General features: G+C 63.7%; 18 protein-coding genes. 15 read left to right on the top strand and 3 right to left on the bottom strand.

Features of this window, described 5'->3' with window-relative positions:
• Positions 1–41: 41 nt before the first annotated feature.
• The 3 genes from CHB87_RS06950 to CHB87_RS06960 all read left to right on the top strand — a co-directional run bounded on the left by CHB87_RS06950 (position 42) and on the right by CHB87_RS06960 (position 12322).
• The gene (locus CHB87_RS06950) at positions 42–4244 is read left to right on the top strand and encodes a choice-of-anchor D domain-containing protein (protein WP_089407691.1); all 4203 of its coding nucleotides are present in this window, start codon (positions 42–44) and stop codon (positions 4242–4244) included.
• A gap of 225 nt (positions 4245–4469) precedes the next feature.
• Positions 4470–8624 carry an Ig-like domain repeat protein gene (locus CHB87_RS06955; protein WP_089407692.1) on the top strand — a complete coding sequence of 1385 codons (4155 nt, stop codon included), beginning with the start codon at positions 4470–4472 and terminating at the stop codon, positions 8622–8624.
• Positions 8625–8761: 137 nt separating this feature from the next.
• Positions 8762–12322 carry a TonB-dependent receptor gene (locus tag CHB87_RS06960; protein WP_089407693.1) on the top strand — a complete coding sequence of 1187 codons (3561 nt, stop codon included), beginning with the start codon at positions 8762–8764 and terminating at the stop codon, positions 12320–12322.
• Positions 12323–12389: 67 nt separating this feature from the next.
• Here CHB87_RS06960 and CHB87_RS06965 read toward each other — a convergent pair whose 3' ends face one another.
• Positions 12390–13292, bottom strand: a complete 903-nt coding sequence (locus tag CHB87_RS06965; RefSeq protein ID WP_089407694.1) for a S1/P1 nuclease — start codon at positions 13290–13292, stop codon at positions 12390–12392.
• A 248-nt stretch (positions 13293–13540) separates the two neighbouring features.
• Between CHB87_RS06965 and CHB87_RS06970 the strand changes: the two genes are divergently transcribed.
• Complete coding sequence (locus CHB87_RS06970; protein ID WP_089407695.1) at positions 13541–15691, top strand: NHL repeat-containing protein; 2151 nt, start codon at positions 13541–13543, stop codon at positions 15689–15691.
• A gap of 79 nt (positions 15692–15770) precedes the next feature.
• Here the strand turns inward: CHB87_RS06970 and CHB87_RS06975 are convergent, their stop codons facing one another.
• The gene (locus CHB87_RS06975; protein WP_245817864.1) at positions 15771–16805 is read right to left on the bottom strand and encodes a YncE family protein; all 1035 of its coding nucleotides are present in this window, start codon (positions 16803–16805) and stop codon (positions 15771–15773) included.
• 201 nt (positions 16806–17006) lie between these two features.
• Between CHB87_RS06975 and CHB87_RS06980 the strand changes: the two genes are divergently transcribed.
• Positions 17007–17654, top strand: coding sequence for a hypothetical protein (locus CHB87_RS06980; protein ID WP_142988255.1), 648 nt, complete (start codon positions 17007–17009; stop codon positions 17652–17654).
• Between the two features lie 383 nt (positions 17655–18037).
• Entirely contained in the window at positions 18038–18991 is a 954-nt protein-coding gene (locus tag CHB87_RS06985; RefSeq protein WP_089407697.1) for a hypothetical protein, read from the top strand.
• Positions 18992–19083: 92 nt separating this feature from the next.
• Here CHB87_RS06985 and CHB87_RS06990 read toward each other — a convergent pair whose 3' ends face one another.
• Complete coding sequence (locus tag CHB87_RS06990) at positions 19084–19476, bottom strand: response regulator (protein ID WP_089407698.1); 393 nt, start codon at positions 19474–19476, stop codon at positions 19084–19086.
• A gap of 158 nt (positions 19477–19634) precedes the next feature.
• Here CHB87_RS06990 and CHB87_RS06995 point away from each other — a divergent pair, with 158 nt between their 5' ends.
• The 9 genes from CHB87_RS06995 (at position 19635) to flgK (ending at position 26187) form a co-directional block, all read left to right on the top strand.
• Positions 19635–20390: a flagellar hook-basal body protein gene (locus tag CHB87_RS06995; protein WP_089407699.1), complete on the top strand. Its 756-nt coding sequence runs from the start codon at positions 19635–19637 to the stop codon at positions 20388–20390.
• Between the two features lie 65 nt (positions 20391–20455).
• Complete coding sequence (gene flgG, locus CHB87_RS07000; protein WP_089407700.1) at positions 20456–21244, top strand: flagellar basal-body rod protein FlgG; 789 nt, start codon at positions 20456–20458, stop codon at positions 21242–21244.
• 34 nt (positions 21245–21278) lie between these two features.
• Positions 21279–21782: a flagella basal body P-ring formation protein FlgA gene (locus CHB87_RS07005; protein WP_089407701.1), complete on the top strand. Its 504-nt coding sequence runs from the start codon at positions 21279–21281 to the stop codon at positions 21780–21782.
• 15 nt (positions 21783–21797) lie between these two features.
• On the top strand, positions 21798–22622 hold the full coding sequence (locus tag CHB87_RS07010; protein ID WP_245817865.1) for a flagellar basal body L-ring protein FlgH: 825 nt from the start codon (positions 21798–21800) through the stop codon (positions 22620–22622).
• Positions 22622–23839, top strand: a complete 1218-nt coding sequence (locus CHB87_RS07015) for a flagellar basal body P-ring protein FlgI (RefSeq protein ID WP_245817866.1) — start codon at positions 22622–22624, stop codon at positions 23837–23839. The genes CHB87_RS07010 and CHB87_RS07015 overlap by 1 nt, the downstream gene beginning before the upstream one ends.
• A gap of 18 nt (positions 23840–23857) precedes the next feature.
• Positions 23858–24169 carry a rod-binding protein gene (locus CHB87_RS07020; RefSeq protein WP_176441639.1) on the top strand — a complete coding sequence of 104 codons (312 nt, stop codon included), beginning with the start codon at positions 23858–23860 and terminating at the stop codon, positions 24167–24169.
• Between the two features lie 39 nt (positions 24170–24208).
• The gene (gene flgM / locus CHB87_RS07025; protein WP_089407703.1) at positions 24209–24502 is read left to right on the top strand and encodes a flagellar biosynthesis anti-sigma factor FlgM; all 294 of its coding nucleotides are present in this window, start codon (positions 24209–24211) and stop codon (positions 24500–24502) included.
• A gap of 3 nt (positions 24503–24505) precedes the next feature.
• Positions 24506–24775 carry a hypothetical protein gene (locus tag CHB87_RS07030; protein ID WP_089407704.1) on the top strand — a complete coding sequence of 90 codons (270 nt, stop codon included), beginning with the start codon at positions 24506–24508 and terminating at the stop codon, positions 24773–24775.
• Entirely contained in the window at positions 24763–26187 is a 1425-nt protein-coding gene (gene flgK / locus CHB87_RS07035) for a flagellar hook-associated protein FlgK (protein ID WP_089407705.1), read from the top strand. The genes CHB87_RS07030 and flgK overlap by 13 nt, the downstream gene beginning before the upstream one ends.
• The last annotated feature ends 31 nt before the right edge of the window (positions 26188–26218 follow it).

The raw sequence follows: 26218 nt of genomic DNA on the forward strand, positions 1-26218 counted from the left end.
TTTTGTTGCGGCTTAAGTTTTCCTGAATGTAGTATCGCGACATGCACACCAAGTTTTCGGCCCAGGGCGTACTCCGCGCGCTCATCGTATTCGTATTTTCTATTTTTGCCGTACACGATGCCTTTGCCGTGTCGAACACGGTCGTCATCAGTCAGGTTTACGGTGCGGGCGGCAACTCCGGGTCGAACTTGAGCGAAGATTACGTGGAGCTCTTCAACCTGGGCACGACGCCGGTCTCGCTGACCGGCTGGTCGCTGCAATACAGGTCGGCCACCGGCACGGGAGCCTTTACCTCCTTCGCGCTCCCTTCGGGCGCGGTCATTCAGCCGGGGCAGTTCTATCTGGTCGGCGCAAGCGCCGCGGGCTCGGGCGCCGCGCTTCCGACGCCTGACGCTCAGTTGACCATCTCGCTCTCCGGCACCGCCGGTCAGATCGCTCTGTCAAGCTCAACGGTGGCGCTTACCGGCTGCCCCGCCGCTCCGACCGCCGATCCGGCGATCGTCGACTTCGTGGGCTACGGCACGACCGCCACCTGCTCCGAGGGTCTGGCTCCGACCGCGACGCTGACCGCGACTACCTCCGCCAGCCGCAAGAATGTCTGCACCGACACCGATAACAACGCGGCGGACTTCTCCGTCGGCGCGGATGTGCCGCGCAACTCCGCCACCGCCACCCAGGTCTGCAGCGGCACGGCGACCTTCGGCGTAAGCGCCAGCGCCAGCCCCACGACGGTCAACGTCGGCAGCACCACCTTGTTCACCGCGCGCGTCACCAAGGGCGCGACCAGCAGCGGCATCGCCGTCACGGCCGACCTCAGCACCCTCGGCGGCTCCTCCACCCAGCCGCTCTACGACGACGGCACCCACGGCGACACGACCGCCGGCGACAATGTCTTCAACTACCTCGCGACCGTCGGCAGCGGCGCCACCGCGGGCGTCAAGACGGTCAAGCTGAGCGCGACCGACGCGCAGGCCGAGGCCTCCTCCGCAACGCTCGCAATCACCGTGACCGCGACCTCCGCCGTCACGCCGATCCACACGATTCAGGCCGGAGCGCCTGCCTCGTCCTACCTCGGCCAGACGGTCACCACAACCGGCATCGTCACGGCGCTGGGCAACGGCGGCTTCTACCTTGAGGCGCGCGACTCCGCGCAGGATGCGGACCCCACCACCTCCGAAGGCATCTTTGTCGTCTCGGGCACGAACGCATCGGTCGTGGTCGGTAATGAACTGAATGTCACCGGCACGGTCAGCGTGACGTCGTCCAGCTCCGCAACGGCCGCGACCGAGATCAACGGCACGGTCACCATGACGGTCGTATCCACCGGCAACACGCTGCCGACGCCGGTCAGCCTTACCGCGGCGAACGACAGCCCGACGGGCGGCTTCCAGCAGTTCCTCCGCTACCAGTCCATGCGTGTGCTCATCCCCAGCTTCACCACCACCGCGCCCACCGGCGGCACACTGGCCGAGACGACCGAGACCGTCACCAGCGACGGAACATTCTGGGGCGTCGTGACCGGCGTTGCGCGGCCCTTCGTCGAGCCCGGCATCTCGGTGCTCGAACCCAGCCTGCCCAGCGGCACGCCCGCGACGGTTCCGCGCTTCGACGGCAATCCCGAGCTGATCTACGTCAGCAGCACCTTCCTCGGCGGCGCGGCATTGAACGTGACCAGCAACCAGACGATCACGAACTTCCTCGGCATCTTCGACTTCACGACGAACACGGCTGTCTTCGCTCCGGACAAGGCTGCGCCCGGCACGCTCGGCGCGCCGATGACCGTCGTCGTCGCGCCCAAGCCGGCGGCCAACGAGTTCACCATCGCCAGCATGAACGTGGAGCGCTTCTACTCCGACACCGCGCCCGGCAACGGCGGCCTGACGCTGACCACGCCTGCTTATCAAGGCCGCCTGTCGAAGCTCTCGCTGCTCATCCGCAACGTGCTCGGCTCGCCCGACATCGTCGGCATGCAGGAGATGGGCACGCTCTCCACGCTGACCGCGCTCGCCTCGAAGATCAGCACCGACGCCATCGCGGCCGGTCAGACTGATCCGAAGTATCTGCCGTATCTCATCCAAGGCAACGATTCGAGCGGCATCAACACGGCCTTCCTGGTCAGCCCGAACCGCGTCACGGTCTCGGACGTCAGCCAGTTCGGCAAGGCGACCACCTTCACCAACTCCACCGGCGTGCAGGCGGTGCTGAACGATCGTCCGCCGCTGGTGCTGCACGCCATCGTCAACATTCCTGGTTACACGGCGTATCCCGTGACCGTCATCAGCAACCACCTGAAGGCGCTGACCGGCGAGGACGATACGACCAGCACCGGCGCGACCGTCCGTCTGAAGAAGGAGGCGCAGGCAGAGTTCCTCGCCAACCTGATTCAGGGCTATCAGAACAACGGCGAGCACGTCGTCTCCCTGGGCGACTACAACGCCTTCCCGTTCAATGACGGTTATGTCGATGTCGTCGGCGTCGTGCGCGGCAACCCGGTTGCGGCAGGGCAGTCGGTCATCACCGGCACACCGAACCTGGTGTCGCCCAACATGACCGACCTGGTCACGACCATCACCGATCCGGCCCAGCAGTACGACTACACCTACATCGGCAACGCCCAGAGCCTCGACCATATTCTCACCACGTCGAACATCACCGGCGCGCACCTGTTCTATGTACACGAGGACTCCGACTTTCCGCTCATCAACTACAACGATCCGACGACCCCGCTGAACACCTCGGACCACGACGGCGGCGTCGCTTACTTCCCGCTGCTGCAGAGCGGCCAGACCTCGACCGCCACGCTGACCCCGGCCACGCAGGACTTCGGCTCCATCGCGCAGGGAACCGCCTCGGCGACCAAGCCGATCGTCTTCACCAACACCGGCAACACGGCGCTGACGGTTACAAGCGTCGTCGCGACCGGCGACTTCGCCCAGACCAACAACTGCACGACCGTCGCCGCCGGCGCAACCTGCACCGTCAACGTGGCCTTTACCCCCACGACCACGGGCGCGCGCACCGGCAGCCTGACGGTCGTCTCCTCCTCGATCACGAACCGGACGCTGGTGACGAGCCTGACCGGCACGGGTCTATCGGCCAGCGCAACGCTAGCGTTGAACCCCTCGACGCTTGGCTTTGCCAGCCTCGTCGCGGGCGGCGTCTCGACCGCGCAGAGCATTACGCTGACGAACACCGGCGGCGTGGCGGCCACCCTCGGTACGATCGCCGCGACGGGCGACTTCACCCAGACCAACACCTGTGGCACGAGCGTCGCGTCGCTCGGCAACTGCACGATCAGCGTCACCTTCCGGCCAACGGCCGTGGGTGCGCGGACCGGCACGCTGTCGATCCCGGTGACGGCGCCCGCCGGCGTCGGAACGCTTTCCGCATCGCTCAACGGCACGGCCGCGGCGCAGGCCTCGCTCTCCGCCGCTGCCGCCTTCCCGACGACGATCACCGGGAAGACGTCCGCCGCGCAGACCGTTACGCTGACCAACCTCTCAACCTCCGCGATCACGCTTTCGAGCGCGTCGATCTCCGTCGGGACGAACTTTACCCAGACCAACAACTGCGGCGCGACGCTGGCTGCATCGGCGACCTGCACGATCAGCGTCGTCTTCGCACCCACGTCGGCGGGCGCGCTGACCGGCGCGCTCACGGTCACCCCCACCATCGGCGCCGTCTCGACGACGATTACGACCGCGCTCAGCGGCACGGCGCAGTCAGCGCCGGACTTCGCCCTGACCCCCACGTCGCAGGCGGGTTCGCTCGTCGCGGGAACCAGCGCCTCTACCACCTTGACGCTGTCTTCTCTGGGCGGTTATACGGGGAAGGTCGCGATCGCCTGCAGCGGCGCGCCGGCCGGTTCGACCTGTGCGCTGAGCACCGGCACGCTGGTTCTGGCGCTCAATCCAACGACGAATCTCATCCCTTCGCTCAACCTGAATGTCGTGATCTCGACCTCGAAGGCATCGGGCGCTGGCTTCGGCGGGCTTCCGGGTCGCAGCGGGACGATCCTGATGCTGGTTGCACTCGGAAGTGCGGTGCTGATGTTCTCGAACCGTCGCAAGCTACGCGGTGCGGCGCTCTTCCTCGCACTGCTGACCGTCTCGGTCTGGACGACAGGCTGTGGATCGGGCGGCAACTCCGCAGCCCCGACCCCAACCGGCAGCTATGTTTACACCATTACCGCAACCGATGGTGCCCTGACTCACACCGCGACCTACAACCTGACCGTGCAGTAGCGCGCACCGTCTTTCCAACGCTCCGGATTTCCGATTTGCGGGAGATTCCGGAGCGGCCGGTCTTAAGACGAGAAAAAATCTGAAACGATGACAATTTTGTTATCTACTTTTCGCCTGTAGCACCCTATACTTGGCACTTCGATTCAGTAAATCTTAACTAAGCCAGTCCGTCGAGGGCAGTTCGCCTCCCACAGGACCGAATTACATAGACCCCCCGGAGCATTCATGTCCCGTTCTTCCGCATTTGCTGTTGCTCGCCGCCTGATTCTTGCCGCTGTTTCAATCTGCGCCGCCTCTGCGGGGTCTACCCCTGCCGCTGCCGCCGCAGCGACTCCCCAGCTTCTGCCGTACACGATCACCACGGTTGCGGGCGGAGCAGCAACGAATCCCGCCGCCGGCGCCGCCTGCGCCGCTGGCTCGACGCGCGTCTCGACCGACGCCTATGGCGACGGTTGTCTTGCGACCCAGGTTTCGATCCCCCTGACTCGGGCCGTCGTTGCCGATAGCCAGGGCAACCTGTTCATCGTCGATGGGACGAACAACATCATCCGCCGCGTGGACGCCCACACCGGCGTCATCACCACCATCGCCGGCAACGCGTCTGCCACCCCGGCGGCCGGTGTGGCCTGCGCCTCCGGCTCGTCGCTCGTGGCCACCGGAACGCTGGGCGATGGCTGTCTTGCGACTCAGGTCAAGCTCGCCGCACCGGAAGGCATCGCGTTCGATCCCGCAGGCAATCTCTGGTTCAGCGACTTCACCCTCGGCGCGGTGCGCGAGATCAACAAGACCACCGGCATCATCACCACGCCCGTGAACGCCTCCGGAACCTCCGGCTACAAGGCGGAGGGCGCCGCCAATCCGGGCGTCAGCGTTCTCGCCACCGCCGGTCAGCTTTATCGTCCCTACGGCATCGCCTTCGATCGCGCCGGCAACCTTTATATCGCGGACAACTACAATAACTCCGTCGAAGCGGTAAACCTGCAGAGCACGTCGACGAGCATCGCCGGCATCACGATCGCAGCCGGACATATCTATACCATTGCGGGCGCCGGCTGCGCGATCGGCACCTCTCCCGGATGCACGTCCGCCTATGGCAAGACGGGCGGTCAGTCGCCCAGCTCCACCCTCGACAGCCCCTACCAGATCGCCGTGGACAACTCCGGCAACATCTATATTGCCGACGAATATCCGTACGATGTCCGTGTCATCAGCGCCTCCACCGGCATTCTGTCTACCTTCGCGAACAGCGCCTTCACCAAGAGCGCGACCATCGTGCGCGGACCGGCAGTTTCCACCAGCCTTGCCAGCACCTTCGGCGTTGCGACGGATAGCTACGGCAACGTCTACATCGGCGTCTACGACGCGACCACCTCTTCCAGCTACATCGATCGCGTCGACATCGCGACCGGCATCATCTATCCGATCGCCGGCCAGGCCGTTACCGCTGTGCAGACCGCCGGCGCCGCCAGCGCCAGCGCGACCTACTGCTCGGCGAAGACTGACGCCATCGGCGATGGTTGCCCCGCCACCCAGGCCACCCTGTTCAAGCCCTATCAGCCTTCGCTCGATGCCGCCGGCAACGTCTACGTCGCCGACCAGGGCAACGGCCTGATCCGCAAGGTCTCGGTGGGAACCCAGTTCGCGGCGACCGCGACCGGCTCGTCCATCACCCAGAACATTGAGATTCACTTCGGCGCGGGCGATGCCCCGGCTACTTCGGCCGCATACGCACTGCCCACCGGCTTCACCGAGTTCACCCTTGGCAGCGCGGTCTGCGGCGCGGTCAACTCCGACAACACCGAAGACTGCGTGCTGCCTGTCACCTTCACGCCTGCCGCTCCCGGCGGCCGCACCGCGCCGCTGACCGTGAAGAGTTCGCTCGGTTCGACCGTTACCTTCTCCCTCACCGGCCTCGGCCAGGCTCCGGTTCTCTCCGTCGACCCCGGCACGCAGACCACGCTCTCTTCGACCGGCCTCTCCGCGGTCAACGGCATTGCGCTCGACAGCGCGGGCAACACCTACGCGGCGCTGCCCAATGCGACCTCCGGCTCGGTCGTGAAGCTCACCTCCGCCGGCGTCGCCTCGACCGTGGGCACGATCGCCAAGGCCTCGGCTGTCGCGGTCGACGCGGCGGGGAATGTCTACGCAGCGCTCTCCACCGGCACGGTCGTCGAGGTTCCGGCCAACGGCTCCGCGCAGATTACGCTCGGTACAGGATTCACCAAGCCCTCGGGCATCGCGGTCGACGGCTTCGGCGACGTCTTCGTCTCCGACCAGTCCGCCAATCAGGTGTCGGAGATCTTCGCAGGCATCGGTACCCAGACAGTCCTGGCCACCGGCCTGAACGGCCCCTCCGGCCTCGCGGTCGACTCGTTCGGCAACGTCTTTGTCGCGAACACGATTGCAAATAACGTCGTCGAGATTCCGTTCGGCGTGGGTTCGACCATCACGCTTGGCTCGGGCCTCTCGTCTCCATCGGCTGTCGCGGTTGACGCCGCCGGTTCGGTCTATGTGGCGGACAGCCGCAACGGTCGCATCGTCTTCATTCCGAACGAGAGCGGCACACTGAACACGGCCGATCAACTCGTCGTCGTCAGCGGCCTCACCTCGCCGGTGGGCGTCGCGGTCAGCGGCACGGGCAATATCTCAGTCGCGGATAACTCCACCTCGGCCATCTACACCTTCAACCGCACGGGCGCGACGATTGCCTTCGGCAACGACCCGATCGGCACGCAGCTTACGCTTCCGGCGGACATGGTGAACTCGGGCAACCTGCCCGTGCTCTTCACGACGCCGTTCAGCGTGGCCACCGGCAACACCACCGACTTCACCCTGACCCCGACCACCCTGACCGGCGGAACGAGCTTCGCGGCGGGTCTTGGACTACAGCTCACGGCCGGCTTCAAGCCGACCGCAACCGGCGCGCGCACCGCGACCTACCTGCTCTCGACCACCAACGTCACGCAGCCGAAGATCGTGCTGAACGGCACGGGCATTACGCCGGTGAACGCGACCACCACGACTATCTCCGCCACTCCGGCGAGCGGCACTTACGGCCAGACCGTCGCGATCGGCATCACGGTCTCGACCGGCAGCGGCAACCCTGCCGCCACCGGCTCGGTCACGGTCAAGGTCGACACCGCAAGCTACACCGTGACCCTGACCTCGGGAGCGGGCACGCTGAGCGTTCCGGCGCTCGGTGCAGGCACGCACACCATCACGGCCAACTATCCCGGCGACACGCTTTCGAGCCCCAGCACCGCGGTTCCGGTCACGGTGACGCTGGCGAAGGCGCCGCTCGCGGTCGTCGTCAACAGCCTGACCAAGGCGTACTACTCCGCCAACCCCACGCTGACGGGCACGCTGACCGGCGTGGTGAACAACGACCAGATCGGCATCACCTACAGCACGACGGCCGTCACCAGCTCGCCGCTCGGGACTTACCCCATCACCGCCGTGGCTCCTGCGGCTGTAACGGCAAACTACAACGTGACCGTAACCCCGGGCGTTCTGACGGTCGTGCAGGCAACCACCGCGACGACGGTTGCGGCTTCCTCGACCAGCGTATCGGCGACGACCTCCGTTACGCTGACCGCGACGGTTTCGCCCCAGGCCGGCACCCAGACCGGCGGCATCCCCACCGGCACGGTGACATTCTTCAACAACGGCACGCAGCTCGGCACTCCGGTGACGATCAACGCCGCCGGAGTCGCAACCTACGCCACCACCTTCGCGGTAGTGGGCCAGAGCACGAACAACGTCATCACCGCAACCTACTCGGGCGATACGAACTTCACCAAGTCCTCCGCCTCTTCGCTGACCGTCGTATCCTCGCTGCCCGGTTTCACGTTGACCCCGAGCACGAACCCGCCGGCGGTCACGGTGGTTCAAGGCCAGTACGGTTTGCAGACCTTCACCCTGACGCCGACCTTTGGCTACAACGGTACGGTGACCTTCTCCTGCACGGGGCTGATCCCAACCGTGGGCTGCACCTTCTCGCCCGCCTCACTCACCGCGAACGGCGCCAACACGGCCAGCTTCGTGGCGGTCACCTTCACAACGCAGCAGCCCGGACCGGTCGCCATGTTGACGACGGGGCAGAAGGCGATGTGGGCGGGTATTCCGGCCCTGGCGCTGCTGCTGGGTTTCGCGGGACGCCGGCGTAAGCTGCTGCGCGGTCTGCGTCCGCTGCTCATGCTGGGACTCTGCATCCTCGGCCTGGGTCTGTCGGGCTGCGGAGGACAGAAGACCGTCAGTGGATCGACGATTGGCGCGGATACGATCACCGTCATCGCGACCGGAACCCCCGGCGCCGGCTCGACGGCCAACATCACGCAGCAGTTCAATGTCACGCTCACGATCACAGCCGACACGAAGTAAACGCAACGGCTTGCAATGGGCGACGGGAGACAGGCAAGGATCGTCTCCCGTCGCGTCATCTCTCTATCAGCAACCGGCATTCGCAACACCGCACCTGTCCCAGGCGCACTTTTTTACCAGGCACCCTTAGGAGAACCATGTTGACCGTTCGTCGCCGCCTCTTACCCGCAACGTTTTCGCTTCTGGCTCTGGCGCCCGCAAGTTTGTTCGTCTCTCTGACCCCGGCTGCGTTCGCCCAGTCTTCCGTCGCTGGCGCGATCAGCGGCGTCATCTACGACCAGCAGAAGGCCGTCGTTCCCGGCGCCGCCATCACCGCGGTGAACAACGACACCCAGGCTTCCACGACCGCCACCAGCGATGCGCGCGGCGAATACCGGCTGGAAAATCTGACGCCCGGCGTCTATACCGTCACCGTGACGAAGGACGGCTTCAAGACCTTCAAACAGGAGAGCTTCACGATCAACGTCGGCGTCATCTCGCAGCTAGCGCCCAGCCTCGTGGTCGGCAGCTCGGGGGAGACAGTCGATGTCGCCGGCGACTCGCCGCTGATGCACGTCGATTCGTCCGAGATCTCGTCGGTCATCGACCAGAACATGATCGACAACCTGCCGATCAACGGCCGTCGCGCCAGCAACTTCGCGCTGCTGACGCCGGGCGTCGTCTCGAACGGCGACGGCTTCGGCCTGCTGAGCTTCCGCGGCATCAGCTTTCTGCTCAACAACTCCACCGTCGACGGCATGGACGACAACCAGGCCTACTTCTCCGAGCAGCGCGGCCGCACCCGCGCCGCCTACTCCATCTCGCAGTCGGCCGTGCAGGAGTTCCAGGTGAATACCTCGAACTTCTCGGCTGAGTATGGACGCTCCGCCGGCGGCGTCATCAATACGGTCACCAAGAGCGGCGGCAACTCGCTGCACGGACAGCTCTTCTTCTTCGACCGCGATAACGACTTCGGCGCCAGCAACCCGTACACCGTGCTGACCAGCCTGAACCCGGCGACGGGGAACTACATCACGCAGAACTACAAGCCCAAGGACTGGCGCAAGCAGTGGGGCTTCGGCATCGGCGGCGCGCTCATCCACGACAAGCTCTTCTGGTTCTACTCGTACGACCAGTCCCGCCGTAACTTCCCGGGCACAGCGACTGCTTCGACCGCGACCGCGGGTCTGTTCGCGCCGGCGGATCCCGTGTTGACCAACGATACCTGTTCGGGCGGTAAGGGCACGAACGTGACATCGTCGCTCACCGGCGACTACGGCGTCTGCGCGCTTGCGTATGCGTTGAACCTGGGCCAGACCGCGGCGGCCTACCAGGCGGCTGCATCCTACTACGGCGCCGGCCAGGCCATTCTCGCCTCATACCTTGGCGCGGTGCCGCGCAACAGCGACCAGGTACTGAACTTCCCCAAACTCGACTGGCAGATCAACGATCGCAACCACCTCGCGCTGCAGTACAACCGCCTGCGCGTCAGTTCGCCGGCCGGTGTGCAGACGCAGCAGATCAATACCTACGGGCGCGCCTCGTTCGGCAACGACTTCGTCAAGGAAGACTTCGGCATCATGCGTCTCGCGTCCACGCTGAGTTCGACCATGACCAACGAGCTGCGATTCCAGTACGGGCGCGACTTCGAATACGGCACCTCGCAGACGCCGACCGGCAACGAGCAGCCGCTCGCGAACAACCAGTTCAACCGTCCGCCGGACGTCAGCATCGGCTATGACTACGACGCCGCGGGCTTCGATATCGGCAAGCCGCTGTCGCTCGAGCGCAAGGCGCTGCCCGACGAGCGCCGCATCCAGGGCTCCGACGGTTTCACCTGGGCTCACGGCAAGAACACGACCAAGGCCGGTCTCGACTTCAACCGCGTCAACGACTACATCAGCAATCTGTACAACGAGAACGGAAGCTACAGCGAAGACTCCGGTCCGGATTTCATGGCGGACTACTTCCATGCTGTGAACGGCTTGTCGTACTTCGGACCGAATTATTACCAGTTCAGCCAGGGCTTCGGCACCCCGAGCGGTGAGATTGCAACCACCGACTACGCGGGCTACCTGACGAACGACTGGCGCATCCTGCCGCGCCTGACCCTGACGGCGGGCGTGCGTTACGAGTACGAGTACATCCCGGTCAACCCGTACGCGAACCTCACCGGCACCAGCGGCAACGTGACCATCAACGGCAAGACGAGCCTCTACCCGCTGGTCGGCGCGCTGCCCCAGACCGCCAGCCGCCCCGACGACCGTAACAACGTGCAGCCGCGTCTCGGTTTCGCGTGGGACGTCTTCGGCAACGCCAGCACCACCGTTCGCGGCGGCTACGGCATCTACAACGGCCGCATCATCAATGCGAACATTCTGCAGGTTTACCTGAACTCGGGCGGACCGCTCGGTCAGTTCTACATGTCGACCAGTGGCCAGACGACCTGCACACCCGCACTTACTTTCCCCAACATCTTCCAGAGCGGCATCCAGGGCGCGTTGAACTTCGGCGCGATGTGCGGCGCGACCACTACAGCGGCGTACCTCGATCCGCACCTGCAGAATCCGCAGGTACACGAGATCGATCTTGCCATCGAGCAGCAGCTTGGCCACGGCACGGTGATGCAGATCAGCTACATGGGTTCGCTTGGCCGCGAGCTGGCTTCGGCAGTCGACAAGAATCTCACGCTGGGCAACGTCAATATCCTGAGCGATACCTACACGACGGCTATCCCGGCGACCGTGCCGAGCACCGGCTATCAGCTTCCGCTGCCTCGCGGCGGCAAGGCGGGTCCGCTCGCTGCCGGCTCCACGACCGCGTTGAAGCTCTACACCCTCTGCACCGCCGCACAGCTCGCGGCCGGGACGACATGCGGTTCCGGATCGCGAACCACCCAGGGCGTCTACCAACTGCTCGACTTCAAGAGCGACGTGAACTCCGCCTATAACGCGATGTCGATCCAGTTGACGCATCGCTTCAGCCAGGGCTACTCCTTCATGGCGCACTACACCTGGGCGCACGCGCTCGACTACAACCCCTACCTGAGCACCAACGACGGAACCAACCAGCAGCTCGACCCGAACGACCTCTCGCAGGAGTACGGCAACAGCACGCTGAACGTGCAGTCGCGCTTCGTCTTCTCCGGCAACTATCGCACGACCCTGCACGCCGCCCACCGCTGGGAGACGCTGGCCGCGACCGGCTGGCAGGTCTCGGCCATCTTCCAGACCCAGACCGGGCTACCGTATTCCGCGATGACCGCGAAGACCGCACCCGGTGGCGCCTTCTCCGGCATCATCGGCGCCGGCGGCATCAACCGGCTGCCGAAGTACGACGTCAATCACAATCTGCTCTCGTCGCGCGACTCCTACAACCTGCCCAACATCGCCGTGCTGGATATGCGTCTCAGCCGCAGCTTCTTCCTCGATAACCGGTTCGGTCACTTCCGGCTGGAGTTCCTGGGCGAGGCGTTCAACGTGCTGAACCACCAGAACATCACCAAGGTGAACACGACCGCCTACACGATCTGCACGGGAACGGTCACCACCTACGAAGATCCGCGCGTCACGGTCGGCACCTCGGCCTGCCCAAGCACCGCAAGTGCGACCGCGCCGGTGCTGCTCTTCAACCCGCTGTTCGGCACCAACACGGCTTCGAACAGCAACACCATCTACACCCCGCGTCAGTTGGAAGGCGCGATCCGCCTGCACTTCTAGGGCGGGTGCGGCAACGCAAAGAGGCGGTCCCGAGCTTCGGGACCGCCTCTTTCCATTTGGGGTTGAGCTATTTGGAGGGTTGGCCCTGCAGCTCTGGACGCGGCGTCAGCACCGGCGCGCCTTCGCGATGCGGCGCGGCGACCAGCAGGGTATTCAGCACGCTCGCCAGATGCAGGCCGCCGAACTCCAGCTCGCGGTCGAGCACGGGAATCTCCGCGTCGTAGTAGTCCTTGCCGATGACGCCGCCGTTCGGAACCCAGGCCTCGACCGCCGCGCGGTGCGATGCATTGGTCCAGGAGATCGGATTGCCGATGGGCTTGTCGGCAAGCTTCAGCTCGGTGATCTCGGCCTCCAGGCCGGCGACGTACTTCTGTTCGCTGATCCGCTTGTGCTCGATCAGGCCGTAGTCCCATGCGCCATGCAGGTTGCAGGTCTGGCGTTCGGCGCACTGCTGGGTGCCGAAGAGGATGATCTTGATCGAGTTGCCGCCGCGCGCCTCGCCGATGGCGTGCAGCGGCTGGTGGATGTCGCCGATCAGGTGGATCAGGAATTTCAGCGCGTCGACCCGCTGCGCGCGGGGCGTCTCGGGATTCTTCAGGATGCTTTCGAAGTAAAGGATGCGGTCGGCCGCGCAGTCGCGCCATGCGGTCGCGGCGGTGTTGGCGTCGGCATTCTTGGGCAGGGGACAGTCGCGCTCGCGCACGTAGCTCTTCTCGTTCAGCGGGATATCGACGAAGTGCCAGCCCGCGGTCTCCGGCTTTTCGCTGCGTACGTCGTCTGCCCAGGATGCGACGTCGGCCATGCTTTCGCTGCCCAGCAGCTCATGCACCTGCGCGGCGGCCACCGGCGTAAGGTGATCGGCGGCGATCAGCGCCACCATGCGATGCCCTTCGCGGCCCCATGCAAATGCGCTCGCGGACATGGAGAGCAGCAACCAGCCTGCCAGCCAGCGGTTCCCGTTTCTTTTCATGAACTTCTCCGAAATCCTTAATGTTCGTTGCAGATCATTGTCCCATGCAGAAGGGCTGCGGCAAAAGGTTTACAGGTGCGTGCGATTTATCTGTGAATATTCCACTTTTCCGCTAACTGATGGAGCTTGTTGTGGTTATACTGGGGGCACAGACCATTTTCATGCAATCTTAAGGTTCGGGCAGTCCCGAACCCAAAGACATTTTCGTTTCACTGAACCATTACAACGGGTCCCAGGAGATTCTGCTCATGTCGCAAAGAACGTTCTTCCCGCAGCGTATCGGAAAGCTGCCGCTCACGCTCGCTCTCGCCGCATCCTCGATGATCCTGACCACGGGCTGCGCCAATATGGCGACCACGGCCGGCGCCGGTAACGCCTTCGTCGAGCCGGGCTCGCTTGGCGGTATTGTGCATGGCGGGAACCAGCCTATCGGCGGCGCGACGGTCGATCTCTGGACCGTTGGCACCACCGGTTACGGCAGCAAGGGCACGAAGCTCGCGACGACGACGACGGCGAAGGATGGCACCGGGAGCTTCAACTTCAACAAGTCCGGCACCTCCATCGGCAACTACACTTGTCCAAGCGCGAACACTCTGCTGTACGTTGTTGCAAGCGGTGGAAATACGCTCAATGACTACAGCAAGACTTATAACAACACGGCCGCTGTCATGGTTGCCGCCGTCGGTCAGTGCGGCACTGCCGGCAGCCAGTTTATCGACCTGAACGAAGTCTCTTCGGTCGCGACGATCTTCGCGCTGGCTCAATACATGAATCCCGGCGCGACGACCGGAGCTGGCTCTACGGTCTCGATCGGCACCGCAAGCGACTACACGGTCTCCATCCCGTCCCAGTCCGGCATCGGACTCATCAACGCCTTCAACTCGGTTGCCACCCTGGCGACGATCGGCAACGGCACGGCAAACGCGACCGTCACCCCGAAGAGCTCCGTGGCGGGCATCACAATCACGGCCACCCCTGAGAGCGCGAAGATCAACACCATCGCCGATATCCTGGCCTCCTGCGTGAACAATGCGGACAACACGGCCCAGACCTGTACCAATCTGTTTACCGCGGCCGTTCCTCCGCCGGCTGCCGTTACCAGCCAGCCGAGTGCAACCTTCCCGACAGCGGGCGATACGTTGCAGGCGGCTTATTACATGGCGGTCAACCCGTCCAATAGCAACAGCACCAGCAATGCCGCGACTCTGTATGCCCTGGTGACCGGCTCCGGTGCGCCCTTCCAGCCGACGGTCACGGCTCAGCCTCTCGATTGGACGATCTCCGTCTCCTACACGTCCTCTGGAACCTGCACATCCTCGAACACCGCCGGCTTCCTTGCGTCTCCGGAGACGGTTGCCGTCGACGCGTCAGGGAACGTCTGGATGCTGAACGGCGCCACCGGCGCAACCAACGCGCTCGTACAGTTCGGACCCACCGGCACGGCTCAGCTTTGCGTGGCGGGTAACATCACCACCGGACGCGGTCTCACCATCGACACCAAGGGCAACGTGTGGGCTGCCGGCGCAGTTGCAGGCACTGGCATCCTGGAGTATCTGGCCAACGGAAGCACCCTGAGCTGGCCGACGACCTACGCAGCGGGCGGCATCGTTGCGGACGGAAGCGGCAACATCTTCTACGCGCAGAATACCGGCGCCGGAACGGTACAGGAGTTTCCGGGCGCGGCCACCGCGACTGTCGCGGCGTCCGCGGCGACCTCCGTCGGTTCCAGCCTGCCGTCTGCTGCTTACCTCTACATGGCCGTCGACCATCTCGGAAATGTGCTGGTGCCGAATCCCTCTTCGGGCAGCAGCATCTACGATCTCGCGCCTACCACCTATGCATCCACGGATCTGGGCTCGGCTTCGCTCCTTTTGAATGGCTACGGCGCGGCGGTGGACCGGAGCGGATACCTCATCGGCGCCAGCACCTGCTGCTCCAACGTCGTGTCGAATACGATCTTCAAGGCCGCTCCGACCGGCTCCGGTCTGACCTCGACGGTCAGCGGCAAGTACGCCGGCGGCCTCGTCGGTCCTCGCTCGTCGGCAGTCGATGGAGCGAACAACTACTGGTTCGGCATGGGTTATCCGACGGTGCCAGTTTCGTCGACCAATACCTCGACCACCTTCGCCCTGGCGGAGACGGATTCGAGCTTCAACTCGCTCTCGCCTGGCGGTTCGGTACCCGCGACCTGCTCCTCGACCAACACGAACTGCTACACCAACGGTGGTTTCCAGAAGAGCAGCCTCGCGACCGTGCGCAGCCTTGCCATCGATCCTTCGGGCAATGTCTGGGCGGCCAGCTCGAACGGTAATATGGTGGAACTCGTCGGAGCCGCGGTACCGGTGGTTACGCCTCTTTCCGCTGCTGCCGCTGCGGGCACCTATGGAACCAAACCGTAATTGCAAAGATGTTGCCGCAAGCAGAGGCCCCGGAGATGACTCCGGGGCTTTTGCTTGCGCTCAACCAACGTTGGCAACCTTATTTCTTGGCGATGACCAGCACGGTAAAGGTGCCGGGCAGGGCCGTCGCGCGCGGCTTTGGGGTCGCCGCCGTCGGGGCCGGCTTCGGACCCATCTTCGCCACGACGACGTACGCCTTGCCGGTGGCGAAGTCGAAGGCCATCGTGCGGCCGGTGGCTTGCGTCGGCAGCGTCTGGAGCGTGGTGAATTTCCCGCCCGCGGTGCTCACGATGCTCAGGGTGCCTTCGCCGTTCGAGCTGAAGGCGAGCTGATCCTTCGCGTCATAGGCCGCCGCGTCGGGGCCTTCTCCGATGGTGACGAGCGCGATCTGCCTGCCGGTGTCGCCATCGGTGACCGGCATCTTCCTGCCGTCGCAGACGCTAAAGAGATGGCGATGCTCCCGGTCGATGGCAAGGCCGGAGGGCGACTCGCAGCCTGCGAGCGGCCACTCGGCGGTCTGCTTCAGGGTCTTCGCGTCGAGCTTTACGAGCGTGTTCTTCGTCTCGATGTTCACCCAAATCGCTCCCTTGCCGTCGACGGCGGGGAACTCGGGCTTGCCGGAGAGTTTGATGGTCGCGACGGTCTTCATCCCGACCGCGTCGATGACCGTGACGTCGCTGCTGCGACCGTTGAAGGCCCAGACGGTTTTGGTCGAAGGCTCCCACGCCATGCCGTCGGGATTCGTTCCGGCTGGAATCCTGTTCACAATGGCGAAGGTCTTGCGGTCGAAGACTACGACGACATTGCCGCCGCCATCGCTGATGAAGCCGTACTTGCCCTCGTCGTCGAGCACGACGCCGTGCGTGCCCTTCAGACCGGTGATCGCGCCGACGGGCTTGCCGGTGGTGGTGTCGACGACCTCGACTCGCGTCGCATGCGTGACGTAAAGCAGGTGATTCGCGGAATCGGCCAGCAGGTAATCCCATCCGCCCTCGCCGCCCAGCACCCACTTATCGACCACGGCATACGGCCCGGCCTGTGCCGCCAATCCCGCGGGCGCCAGTGCGCACCCCGCCAACACTCCCACCGCCGCCAGCCGCAAAGGCATCTTCATCGCTTGTCCTCGTCCCTCGAAAGTTTTTCTTTAGCTTGATTTGAGGTTATGTGGCTAAGCTGAAGAGAGCGTGAAGCTCCCTGTCTTTCTTGTGAATGCAACTTTCGCGTACCAAGGGCCACACCACTTGCCGATGCAGGTTGCATCACTCTTCTAGGGAACTGCCGGAGAGGTGGATTGTCAGGAAGTCGACGCAACCCTTTGATCTCCATCGCCTTTCGTGAGCATGAGTCAGTTGGAGCTTATAGTAAGAGAATGCAGCCAGCAATCTGGAACACCTTGGAAGTTGCGAAGCTAGTTGTTAGCGCATCGACCGCCTTCATTCTTGCGCTCTTGGGCATTTTCATCCATCGAACAACGAAAAGGTTTGAAAATAGACAGTGGCTAAATCAGAAGCTGGTAGAGAAGAGAATTCAGATTTATGAGGATCTTGCCCCACTCCTCAATGACCTGCTTTGCTATTACACATTTGTGGGCTGCTGGAAAGACCTCGACCCGCCGGATGTGATCAGAAAGAAGCGTGACTTAGATAAAAAACTTTATCTCGCGCAGCCCCTCATACCGAAAGCTCTCTTTGACGCCTGCAAAAAGTTCATAGACGCATGCTTTACGACCTTCAATGGATGGGGGCAAGACGCGAAGATGAAGACTCCGACTCAAAAGAGACGAACTTCGCACTGCAAGCCTTGGGAAGACGGATGGAGCAAATACTTTTCTGATGAACACGTTGATCCATCGCTATTACAGGATTTATACAAAGCAGCCATGGTTGAATTTGCATTGAGTTTTGGCAGATTTGATTTTTCATCATCTGACAGCTTGAGCAGGTTGCCTAGAAATATCGCTTAGCTCCGTCAAGCCTTCGATCGTCCTCATTAGACCGATTCTCAATACGCGTTATCTGCTCTTTCGCCTTCTCGTGCTGCAAGGCAGATTGCGAGGTCTGGTGACGGATGTCAATCGTGCTGTCGAGTTCGCGAGATCACCGCGTTCATCGGATCCGTATCTTGTGTCATCCCAATAGTCGACTCGACGTGGCACATCGAAATCCGACCGCTGGAACGTTCCCTGCTTGACCGGCGCGCATCAACCGGCGAAAATGATCCGGCAGGAGCGACAACCTTCTACCGTTCGCGCCGTCCAATCCGTATATTTACTTGCCTTGCACCGTAATTCACGGAAGAATAGAACGGTTGCGCCGCCGAAACGATCGCTGCCACGGGAGCTTTACCTTGAATTTGTTCACCAGACGTCACCTCACCCTCGCCGCCCTCGCCGTCTCCACCTGTTTTGCGTCCGCGCACGCCGCCGAGTTGTCGAGCGACGGTAAGTCCTCTATTCCCAAGGATGTACAGCAGATCATCGTGGTCGACTATCGCGCGATGCAGAACTCGCCCGCAGCGATGAACCTGAAGGATCGCGTCCTGCCGCCGGAGCTGAAGCGGCTTGAGACCGCGCTGAAGACCTCCGGTCTGAAGGTCGACCAGGACGCCGATGTGCTCGCCTTTGCCGCCTTCCGGGCGGGAACCGAGGGCACGCGCATCGTCGGCATCGCCCAGGGACAGTTCCATACCGGCGCCATCATGGCGAACTTCACCAAGCAGAAGACGAAGTCGGTGACGCTGCGCAATAACAGCATCTATCCGCTCGGCTCGGCCGGGATGAGCGTCTGCTTCCTGAACCAGACGACGATGGTCTTTGGCGACCGCGATGCCGTGAAGGCCGCGCTCGACGCGCGCGATGGCGTCAGCCAGAACTTCCTCGCGAACTCCGACATGGTCAACGAGATGACCGCCGTCGAGTCGAAGGCCGTCTGGAGCCTGCTCGACCAGAAGGGCACGCAGACGATGATGAAGAGCGTGCTGGGAGACGCCGCCGCGCTGGCCGACTACGACACCGTCCGCAACCGCATGAAGAGCTCGCGCTACACGATGGACTTTTCGAACGGCGTGAAGTTCAACATGGCAGTCGTCATGTCCGATACCGTGACCGCCGCGACCGCCGCGACGCTGATGAAGGGTGTATCGATCATGCGCAAGACCTCGGGTTCGCCGCTCGAGAAGACAGCGCTCGATGCAACCACGATCGATTCGAACTCGGGCACGCTGACGGTGGACTACAGCTCGTCGGACAGCCAGTTCTCGAGCCTGCTGAGTTCGCCGCTGTTCCAGTCCGTAGTCAAGTAGCTCCAGTGTGGGTGCAGTACAAAGAGGCGGCTCCGTTACGGGGCCGCCTCTTTCATTTAAGAAGTTCTAAGATATCGATCCCGCTGCGGTATCTACCGCACGGCGCTCGCGGAATTCAGCACGGGCAGAATCCGCAGCTTCACCTGGTCGGTCGTGAAGGGTTTGCAGATATAGCCCTTGGCTCCGGCTGCGATAGCGCGCAGTACGGCTGCCGCGCCGCCTTCGGTCGTGATCATGACGACGGGCACATTCATGGCGAGCTTCTCCTCCGCGCGTTTTTCAAGGAACAGCAGACCATCCATCACCGGCATATTGATGTCGCTCAGCACGAGGTCGAGGTCGCCGTTGGTCGCGCGCAGGACTTCGAGCGCTTCGACGCCGTTCGCCGCCTGCAGGCATTCGGCGATCTCCATGCCGGCCTGTCGCAGTGCGCGTTCGACGACCTTTCGCATGACGGTGGAATCATCGACGATCAAAATCCTCATGTGCGGCTCTCCCCAAACCAGTGTCTGTCTGAAGCCTCTATCGACGGGTTTTGGCGCTCGCATGAGGTGTGCGGTTTTTGGGCAGCGGTCGAGTACCGTTACGAGAATCTAATCAGTGCGGGCGGCGGTTCGGCCACTCAGATGCTTTACCGCTCTGCATGGACAGCGGACTCTACGCGGCATACACCGGACTCCTTGCACGCACCCAGGCGCTCGACACGGCGTCGAACAATCTCGCCAACGCGAGCACCAATGGCTTTCGCGCCGAGCGCGACTACTTCCGCGGCGTCTTGTCCAGCGGCCTTGGAGAGTTCGAAGAGGGCTCTCAGGTCGGCGATACGGTCAATGGCTTTGGCGTACTTGGCGGCAGCCTGCCCGACCTTGGCCAGGGCACGCTGACGCCCACGGGCAACCCGCTCGACCTCGCCCTGAGCGGCCAGGGCTTCTTCAGCATTCAGACGAAGGCGGGCGTCCGCTACACACGCGACGGCTCGTTCCAGAAGTCGCCCACGGGCGTCCTGCAGACGGCGGCCGGCGAGCCGGTGCTCGACAACCGGGGAAACAAGATCATCCTGCCATCGGGTGCGGTGACGGTCGCGCCTGATGGCACGGTCTCGGTGGCGAGTCCGGACGGCTCGGCCATCGTCGCAAAGCTCGGCGTGGTCACCTTCTCGCCGGATGCGAGCCTGACGCCCGAGGGTGCGAATCGTTTCGTGGCCGGCCTCAACGACAAGCCGGTCGCGGCCAATGCCGAGATCGCGCAGGGCTCGCTCGAAGGCTCGAACGAGGATAGCGTCCACGGCACGATGCAGCTCATCCTCATCCAGCGCCAGGCGGAGATGATGCAGAAGGCGCTGAGCGTGTTCGACAACGACTTCGACAAGACAGCGGTCGAGCAGTTGGCCCGAGTTTAGCAACGCGGTTTCGGCATGGCTGAAGCCGTGCCCTTAACAAGACGAAGTATCCAGGAGCAAACGCAATGATCCGAGCTTTATACACAGCGGCCAGCGGCATGAGCGCCCAGCAGGCCAACCTCGACACCATCGCCAACAACCTCGCCAACTCGGCCACCGCCGGCTTCCGCAGCCGCCAGGTGCAGTTCGAGGACATGGTCTACCAGAACATGATCACGCCGGGCTCGCCGGCCAGCGCGCAGACCTCGACCGCCGGCATGCAGATCGGTCTCGGCACGCGCTCCGCCGCCACCGAGATCATCATGACGCAGGGCGACTTCAACCAGACCAACAACCCCTACGACATCGCGATTCAGGGCTCCGGCTTCTTCCAGGTCTCGCTGCCCGACGGCACGCTGGCTTATACGCGCGCCGGCACCTTCCACCTGAACAACCAGGGCACGCTGGTCACCGCCGACGGCAATACCGTGCTGCCAACGATCACCATCCCCTCGAACGCGACCTCGGTGACGATCTCGCAGTATGGCGTGGTCTCGGCGCAGGTCGCCGGCCAGACGAATGCGACGCAGCTTGGCACGATTCAACTGGCGAACTTCGCCAATCCCAACGGCCTGACCTCGATCGGCAACAGCCTCTTCCAGCAGAACCTGGTCTCGGGCAACGCCATCACGGATACGCCCGGCGGCACCTCGGGCGTCGGCCTGCTGCAGCAGGGATACACCGAGAACTCGAACGTCGACGTCGTCACGGAGTTCGTGCAGATGATCCTTGCGCAGCGCGCCTACGAGAGCAACTCGAAGGTCGTCCACGTGGCCGACGACATGTACTCGCAGATCAACGGGCTGGTTCGCTGACCCTGTTTGGTTCTATCCCGTCGCGGAGGTTTCGATGCGTCGCTCTCTTCTTGCTCTTGCTGCCTGCCTGGCGCTGCTTGCCCCTGCCGCCTCTGCTCTGACGGCGGTCTGCTATCCCACGCCCGCCGATGCGGCGCGGCAGCAGACGGACGGCGTAACCGACCTGAAGAGCGGCTACCGCGTGGAGAGTCGGCGCTTCGACCCGCTGCTGAACCGCTACTGGGTGATGGTTCGCGACTGCGAGCATCCCGAGCGTCCGGCGCAGACGATTGCGTCGAACGATTTCGCGCCCCTGCCGGCTGAAGGCGCGCGCAGCCTCGTCGCGACGAAGCCGGTCGTCGTTCGCGCGGGCAGCCTGGTGCGAGTGGTCAGCAACTCGGCCAGCGTTCATCTCGAGACGCCCGCCTATGCGATCGGCAATGGCGGCATCGGAGACCGCATCCGCGTGCGTCTCGTGCGTCTGTCGACCGACACCGGCCAGACGGCGGTGGAACTGACCGCCACGGTGCGCGGTCCCGATTATCTGGAACTTGAGTAAGAGAAGAGGGAAGCCATGAAGGATGCGAGCCTGCACATTCACGAAATATCCACCACGCCATACGAGCACCCTCTGCGGGAGGCCGTCGCGCCCACCCGCAAGCAGCCGCGCGAACTGCGATTCGCGGCGCTCTTTGCCGGGCTGCTCCTGCTGCTGTTCGCGGTCTCGACGTTGCGGGCGCAGAACAAGATCATCAGCGCGCTGACGCCGACGCCCGCCGTCGATCCCGCCACCGCCTCGCTCAAGGCATACATCCTGAAGGTCCGGACGGCGAATGCGACCGACCGGCCGGCGGACGGGTCGATCTTCATCGACAGCGGCCGGCTGACGCGCATCAGCACCGACGTCCGGGCGATGCGCGCGAACGACCTGATCTCGGTGGTCGTGTCGGAGAGCCTTGCTGCCTCGACCGACGGGACGGTGAAGAACTCCCGCGCGAGCAACGCCAGCAGCTCGGTCTCGGCCCTGCTCGGCACGCTCCATGCGGGCAACGCGCTGCAGAACCTGCTGAACCAAAGCTCTGCCTCCGGCCTGACCGCCGCCGGCCAGAGCGCCACCAACTCCAGCCTCAGCACGACCTTTGGCGGCCAGGTGGTGGATGTGCTGCCGAACGGCACGCTGGTCATCGAGGCGGCCCGTCAGGTGGAGTTCAGTCAGCAGACTCAGACCATCATCCTGCGCGGACTGGTGCGGCCGGAGGATGTATCGCAGCAGAACCAGGTGCTTTCGACCTCGATCTCCAGTCTTGAGCTTGAGGTCAAGGGCAAGGGCATCATCAACGACTACACCCACCGGCAGAACGCTCTTGTACGCTTCATCCAGAAAGTGCTGGTGTTCTAGTGAGAGTGCATCCGGGCTTCTTTTCTCCGCTTACCGGCGTCTTCGCTCCTTTGTCTACAGACGAGCGTTGCACCGGCTCGAACCGCCGCAGCCATGTCGTCGCCTTTCTGGTCATGAGCCTGCTTGCGCTGGCCCTGCTCATCAGTCCGCTGTGCGCCACGGGCGAGACCGCCGGTCAGCCTGATCGTCAGGCGCGGATCAAGGACATCTCGTCGATCGAGGGTATCCGCGACAACCAGCTCATCGGCTACGGCCTCGTCGTCGGCCTGCTGGGTACGGGCGACAGCCAGCAGACGACCTTTCCGATCCAGACACTCTCGTCGATGCTGCTGCGCATGGGCGTGAACGTCTCGCCCACGTCGATCCGCGTGCAGAACCTCGCCGCGGTCTTCGTCTCGGCGACGCTGCCGCCGTTCTCGCGGCCCGGCGGGAAGCTCGATGTGACGGTCGCGGCGGCGGGCGACGCGCGCAGCCTTGAGGGCGGTCTGTTGCTGATGACCGCGCTTTACGGCTCCGACGGCAAGATCTATGCGCAGGCGCAGGGGCCGCTCGTCGTCGGCGGGTACTCGGTCAGCGTCAACGGCAACACCAAGCAGTTCAACCATCCCAATACGGCGCGCATCCCGCTGGGGGCGATGGTCGAGCACGGCGTGCCGTTGGAGCTCGCGGGCCGCAGCCAGTTCTCGCTGCTGCTGAACGACGCGGACTTTCACAGCGCGCAGGCCATGGCGATGGCCATCAACAAGGAGCTGGGACGTCCAGCCGCGAAGGCCTACGACAGCCGGCGTGTGGAGCTGACCGTCAACCCGACGGACGAGGTGCCGGCGCTGCTGGCGGCGGTCGAGGCCATCGAGGTGCCTGTCTTTCCCAGGGCCAAGGTCGTGGTGAACGAGCGAACCGGCACGGTCGTCATCGGCGGGGCGGTAGTGCTGCAACCGGTATCGATCCTGCACGGCGGTCTGGCGGTAAACGTCGTCACGGATATGAAGGTCTCGCAACCCGGGCCGTTCTCCAGCGGTACGACGCAGGTCGTGCCGCAGACGAGGATCGAGGCCAACGACAAGCCGGTCAGCCGGATCGAGCTGAGGCAGGGCGCGACCGTCGACGACCTGGTGCGCAGTCTCCAGACCATCGGCGCCTCGGCGCGCGACGTGATCTCCATCCTCCAGGCGATGAAGTCCGCCGGAGCGCTTGAAGCCGACATTGAGGTGCAGTAGACCATGCAGATTACGAGTATGCCGACGTTTCCGGGTCAACTGGACGCCGACCAAGTGAAGAACGCGAAAGATGCCAAGCTCGCCAGCAGCGCCCAGAAGTTCGAGGGCATGTTCATCCAGCAGATGTTCAAGGATCTCAACTTCGGCAGCGCGCCGGGGGACGACGAGTCCACCGGCGGCGCCAACGATACGATTCGCTCCATGGGCAACGAGGCTTTTGCCGACGCCATCGCGAAGGCGGGCGGCTTTGGTGTCGCAAAACAGGTCGTTCGGCAGGTTCAGGCGCAGCACGACCTGTCCGAAACAAAACAACACAGTACTAAAGTCTGAAGAATGTGCGCCGATAACTGAAGCAGTGAGGGAACGACTATGAGTAACGGAATCACCAATCTGCAGAATTTGCCCGGCATCACCGTAACCCCCGCAGCAGGCAAGCCCACCGCCAACAGCGTGCTCGCGACCCCTGCAGCCGCTCCCAAGCAGGATCAGACCAGCCTGAGCGGCGCGAGCAACCTGCTTTCGAAGGCGGTCGCCAGCAGCTCGTCGGTCTCAGATGTTCGCTTCGAGAAGGTCGCCGCTCTCCAGGCAGCCATCGCCGACGGAACCTACAGCGTCTCCTCCCACGACGTCGCGGCCAAGATCGTCGACCAGCTTCTGAGCTAGCCCATGCTGACCATGAACCGGACGCTCGAAGAGTTCCTGGACGACGCAACGCTCCTGCTGCACGCGCCCGAGTTTCTCGACTATGAGGATGCGGATCTGGAGCAGGATCTGCGCGACGAGGTCGTCCTCTGCGAATCGTCCGCGGCGATTATGGCCCGCATGCGTCTTGCAGCGTTGCTCGAAACCCGGTCGCCGCAACGGACGACCGGCAACTATCCCCCAAACCAGCGGTACGCCGCGCGACAGGATGAGGTACAACCGTGGGAAGCCTGACTGCCCTGATCAACGTAGCGCGCTCGGCTCTGATCGCCGACCAGGCCGCTCTCAACGTCACCTCGAACAACGTGGCGAACCAGAACACCACGGGGTACACCCGGGAGGTCGCGACCTTCACCTCCGGGGACTACGTGACGCTGAACGGCACGCAGGAGGCCTCAAGCGGCCCGACCGTCGCGGTCAGCTCGGAGCGCAACCTGGCGCTCGAACGCCAGATCCAGACGCTGCAGCAGTCCGTCTCCTCCTCGACCGCCGAAGGAGGGGTTCTGACCCAGATTGAAGATATCTTCGGCGTCGCTTCGAGCGGCTCCTCGGCCGGCTCGACGCAGATCGGTGTCGCGCTCGATGCGCTCTTTTCGAGCTTCACCGCGCTCGCGGCCAATCCTTCGGACAGCGCAACCCGGCAGGGCGTCATCGGCGCGGCGCAGACGCTCGCCACATCGCTCAACAGCGCCGCGAACCAGTTCTCGGAGCTGACTACCTCGCTGAACCAGCAGGCGCAGAGCACCGTCGAGCAGGTCAACGCACTGACCCAGACCGTCGCGACGCTGAACAGCCAGATCGCGAAGCTGAGTCCGAACTCGGACGCCGGCACGCTCGAAGATCAGCGTCAGACCGCCATCGAGCAGCTCTCCCAGTACATCGGCCTCACCCAGACCACGAACGTCAACGACAACACCATTACCTTGACCACCAGGGGCGGCACGGCCCTCGTGGTGGGCCAGCAGTCGTACAACCTGCAGGAGAGCAACACCGGCACGGGCACGGCGCAGATTCTCGACAATACCGGCAAGAACATCACCGCGGGCGTCACTGGCGGCAGCCTGGGCGGTCTGCTGGCCGGCGTGAACACGGATGTACCGTCGGCGGTCAGCCAGCTCAACTCGATCGCGACCGCGATCGTCAACCAGGTCAATACGATCAACGAAGGCGGCTCCACGTTGACCGGTGCGGCCGGCGGCGCGCTCTTCACCATCACGGGCAGTGTGGCGGACTCGGCCAGCGGCATCACCGCGGCCTCCGACCCGGCCATCATCGCCGCCGCGGCATCCGGCGCCGGCACCTCGGATAACACCAACGCCAACGCGCTCGCCGCGCTTGCGACCACCACCAACGCGAGCCAGACCGGCCCCATTCAGGGCCAGACCTTCGACGGCTTCTATGCGTCGCTGCTCTCGCAGGTGGGCAACTCCGCCGCGTCGCTCAACTCCGAGACGACCGCGAATCAGACCGCGCTGACGCAGTTGACCACGCAGCGCGACAGCTACTCCAGCGTGAACCTGGACGAAGAGGCCGCCAACCTGACCCAGTATCAGCGCTCATACGAGGCTGCCTCGAAGGTCTTCACCATCGCCGATTCGATCTACGCATCCGCGCTCAACCTTGGCGTCGAATCCTCCGTCTCCTAACCGACCTTCAGCAGGGAAAGGAAGTACATCG

Origin of the sequence: Granulicella rosea, from assembly GCF_900188085.1 — a bacterium.
Taxonomy (GTDB): domain Bacteria; phylum Acidobacteriota; class Terriglobia; order Terriglobales; family Acidobacteriaceae; genus Edaphobacter; species Edaphobacter rosea.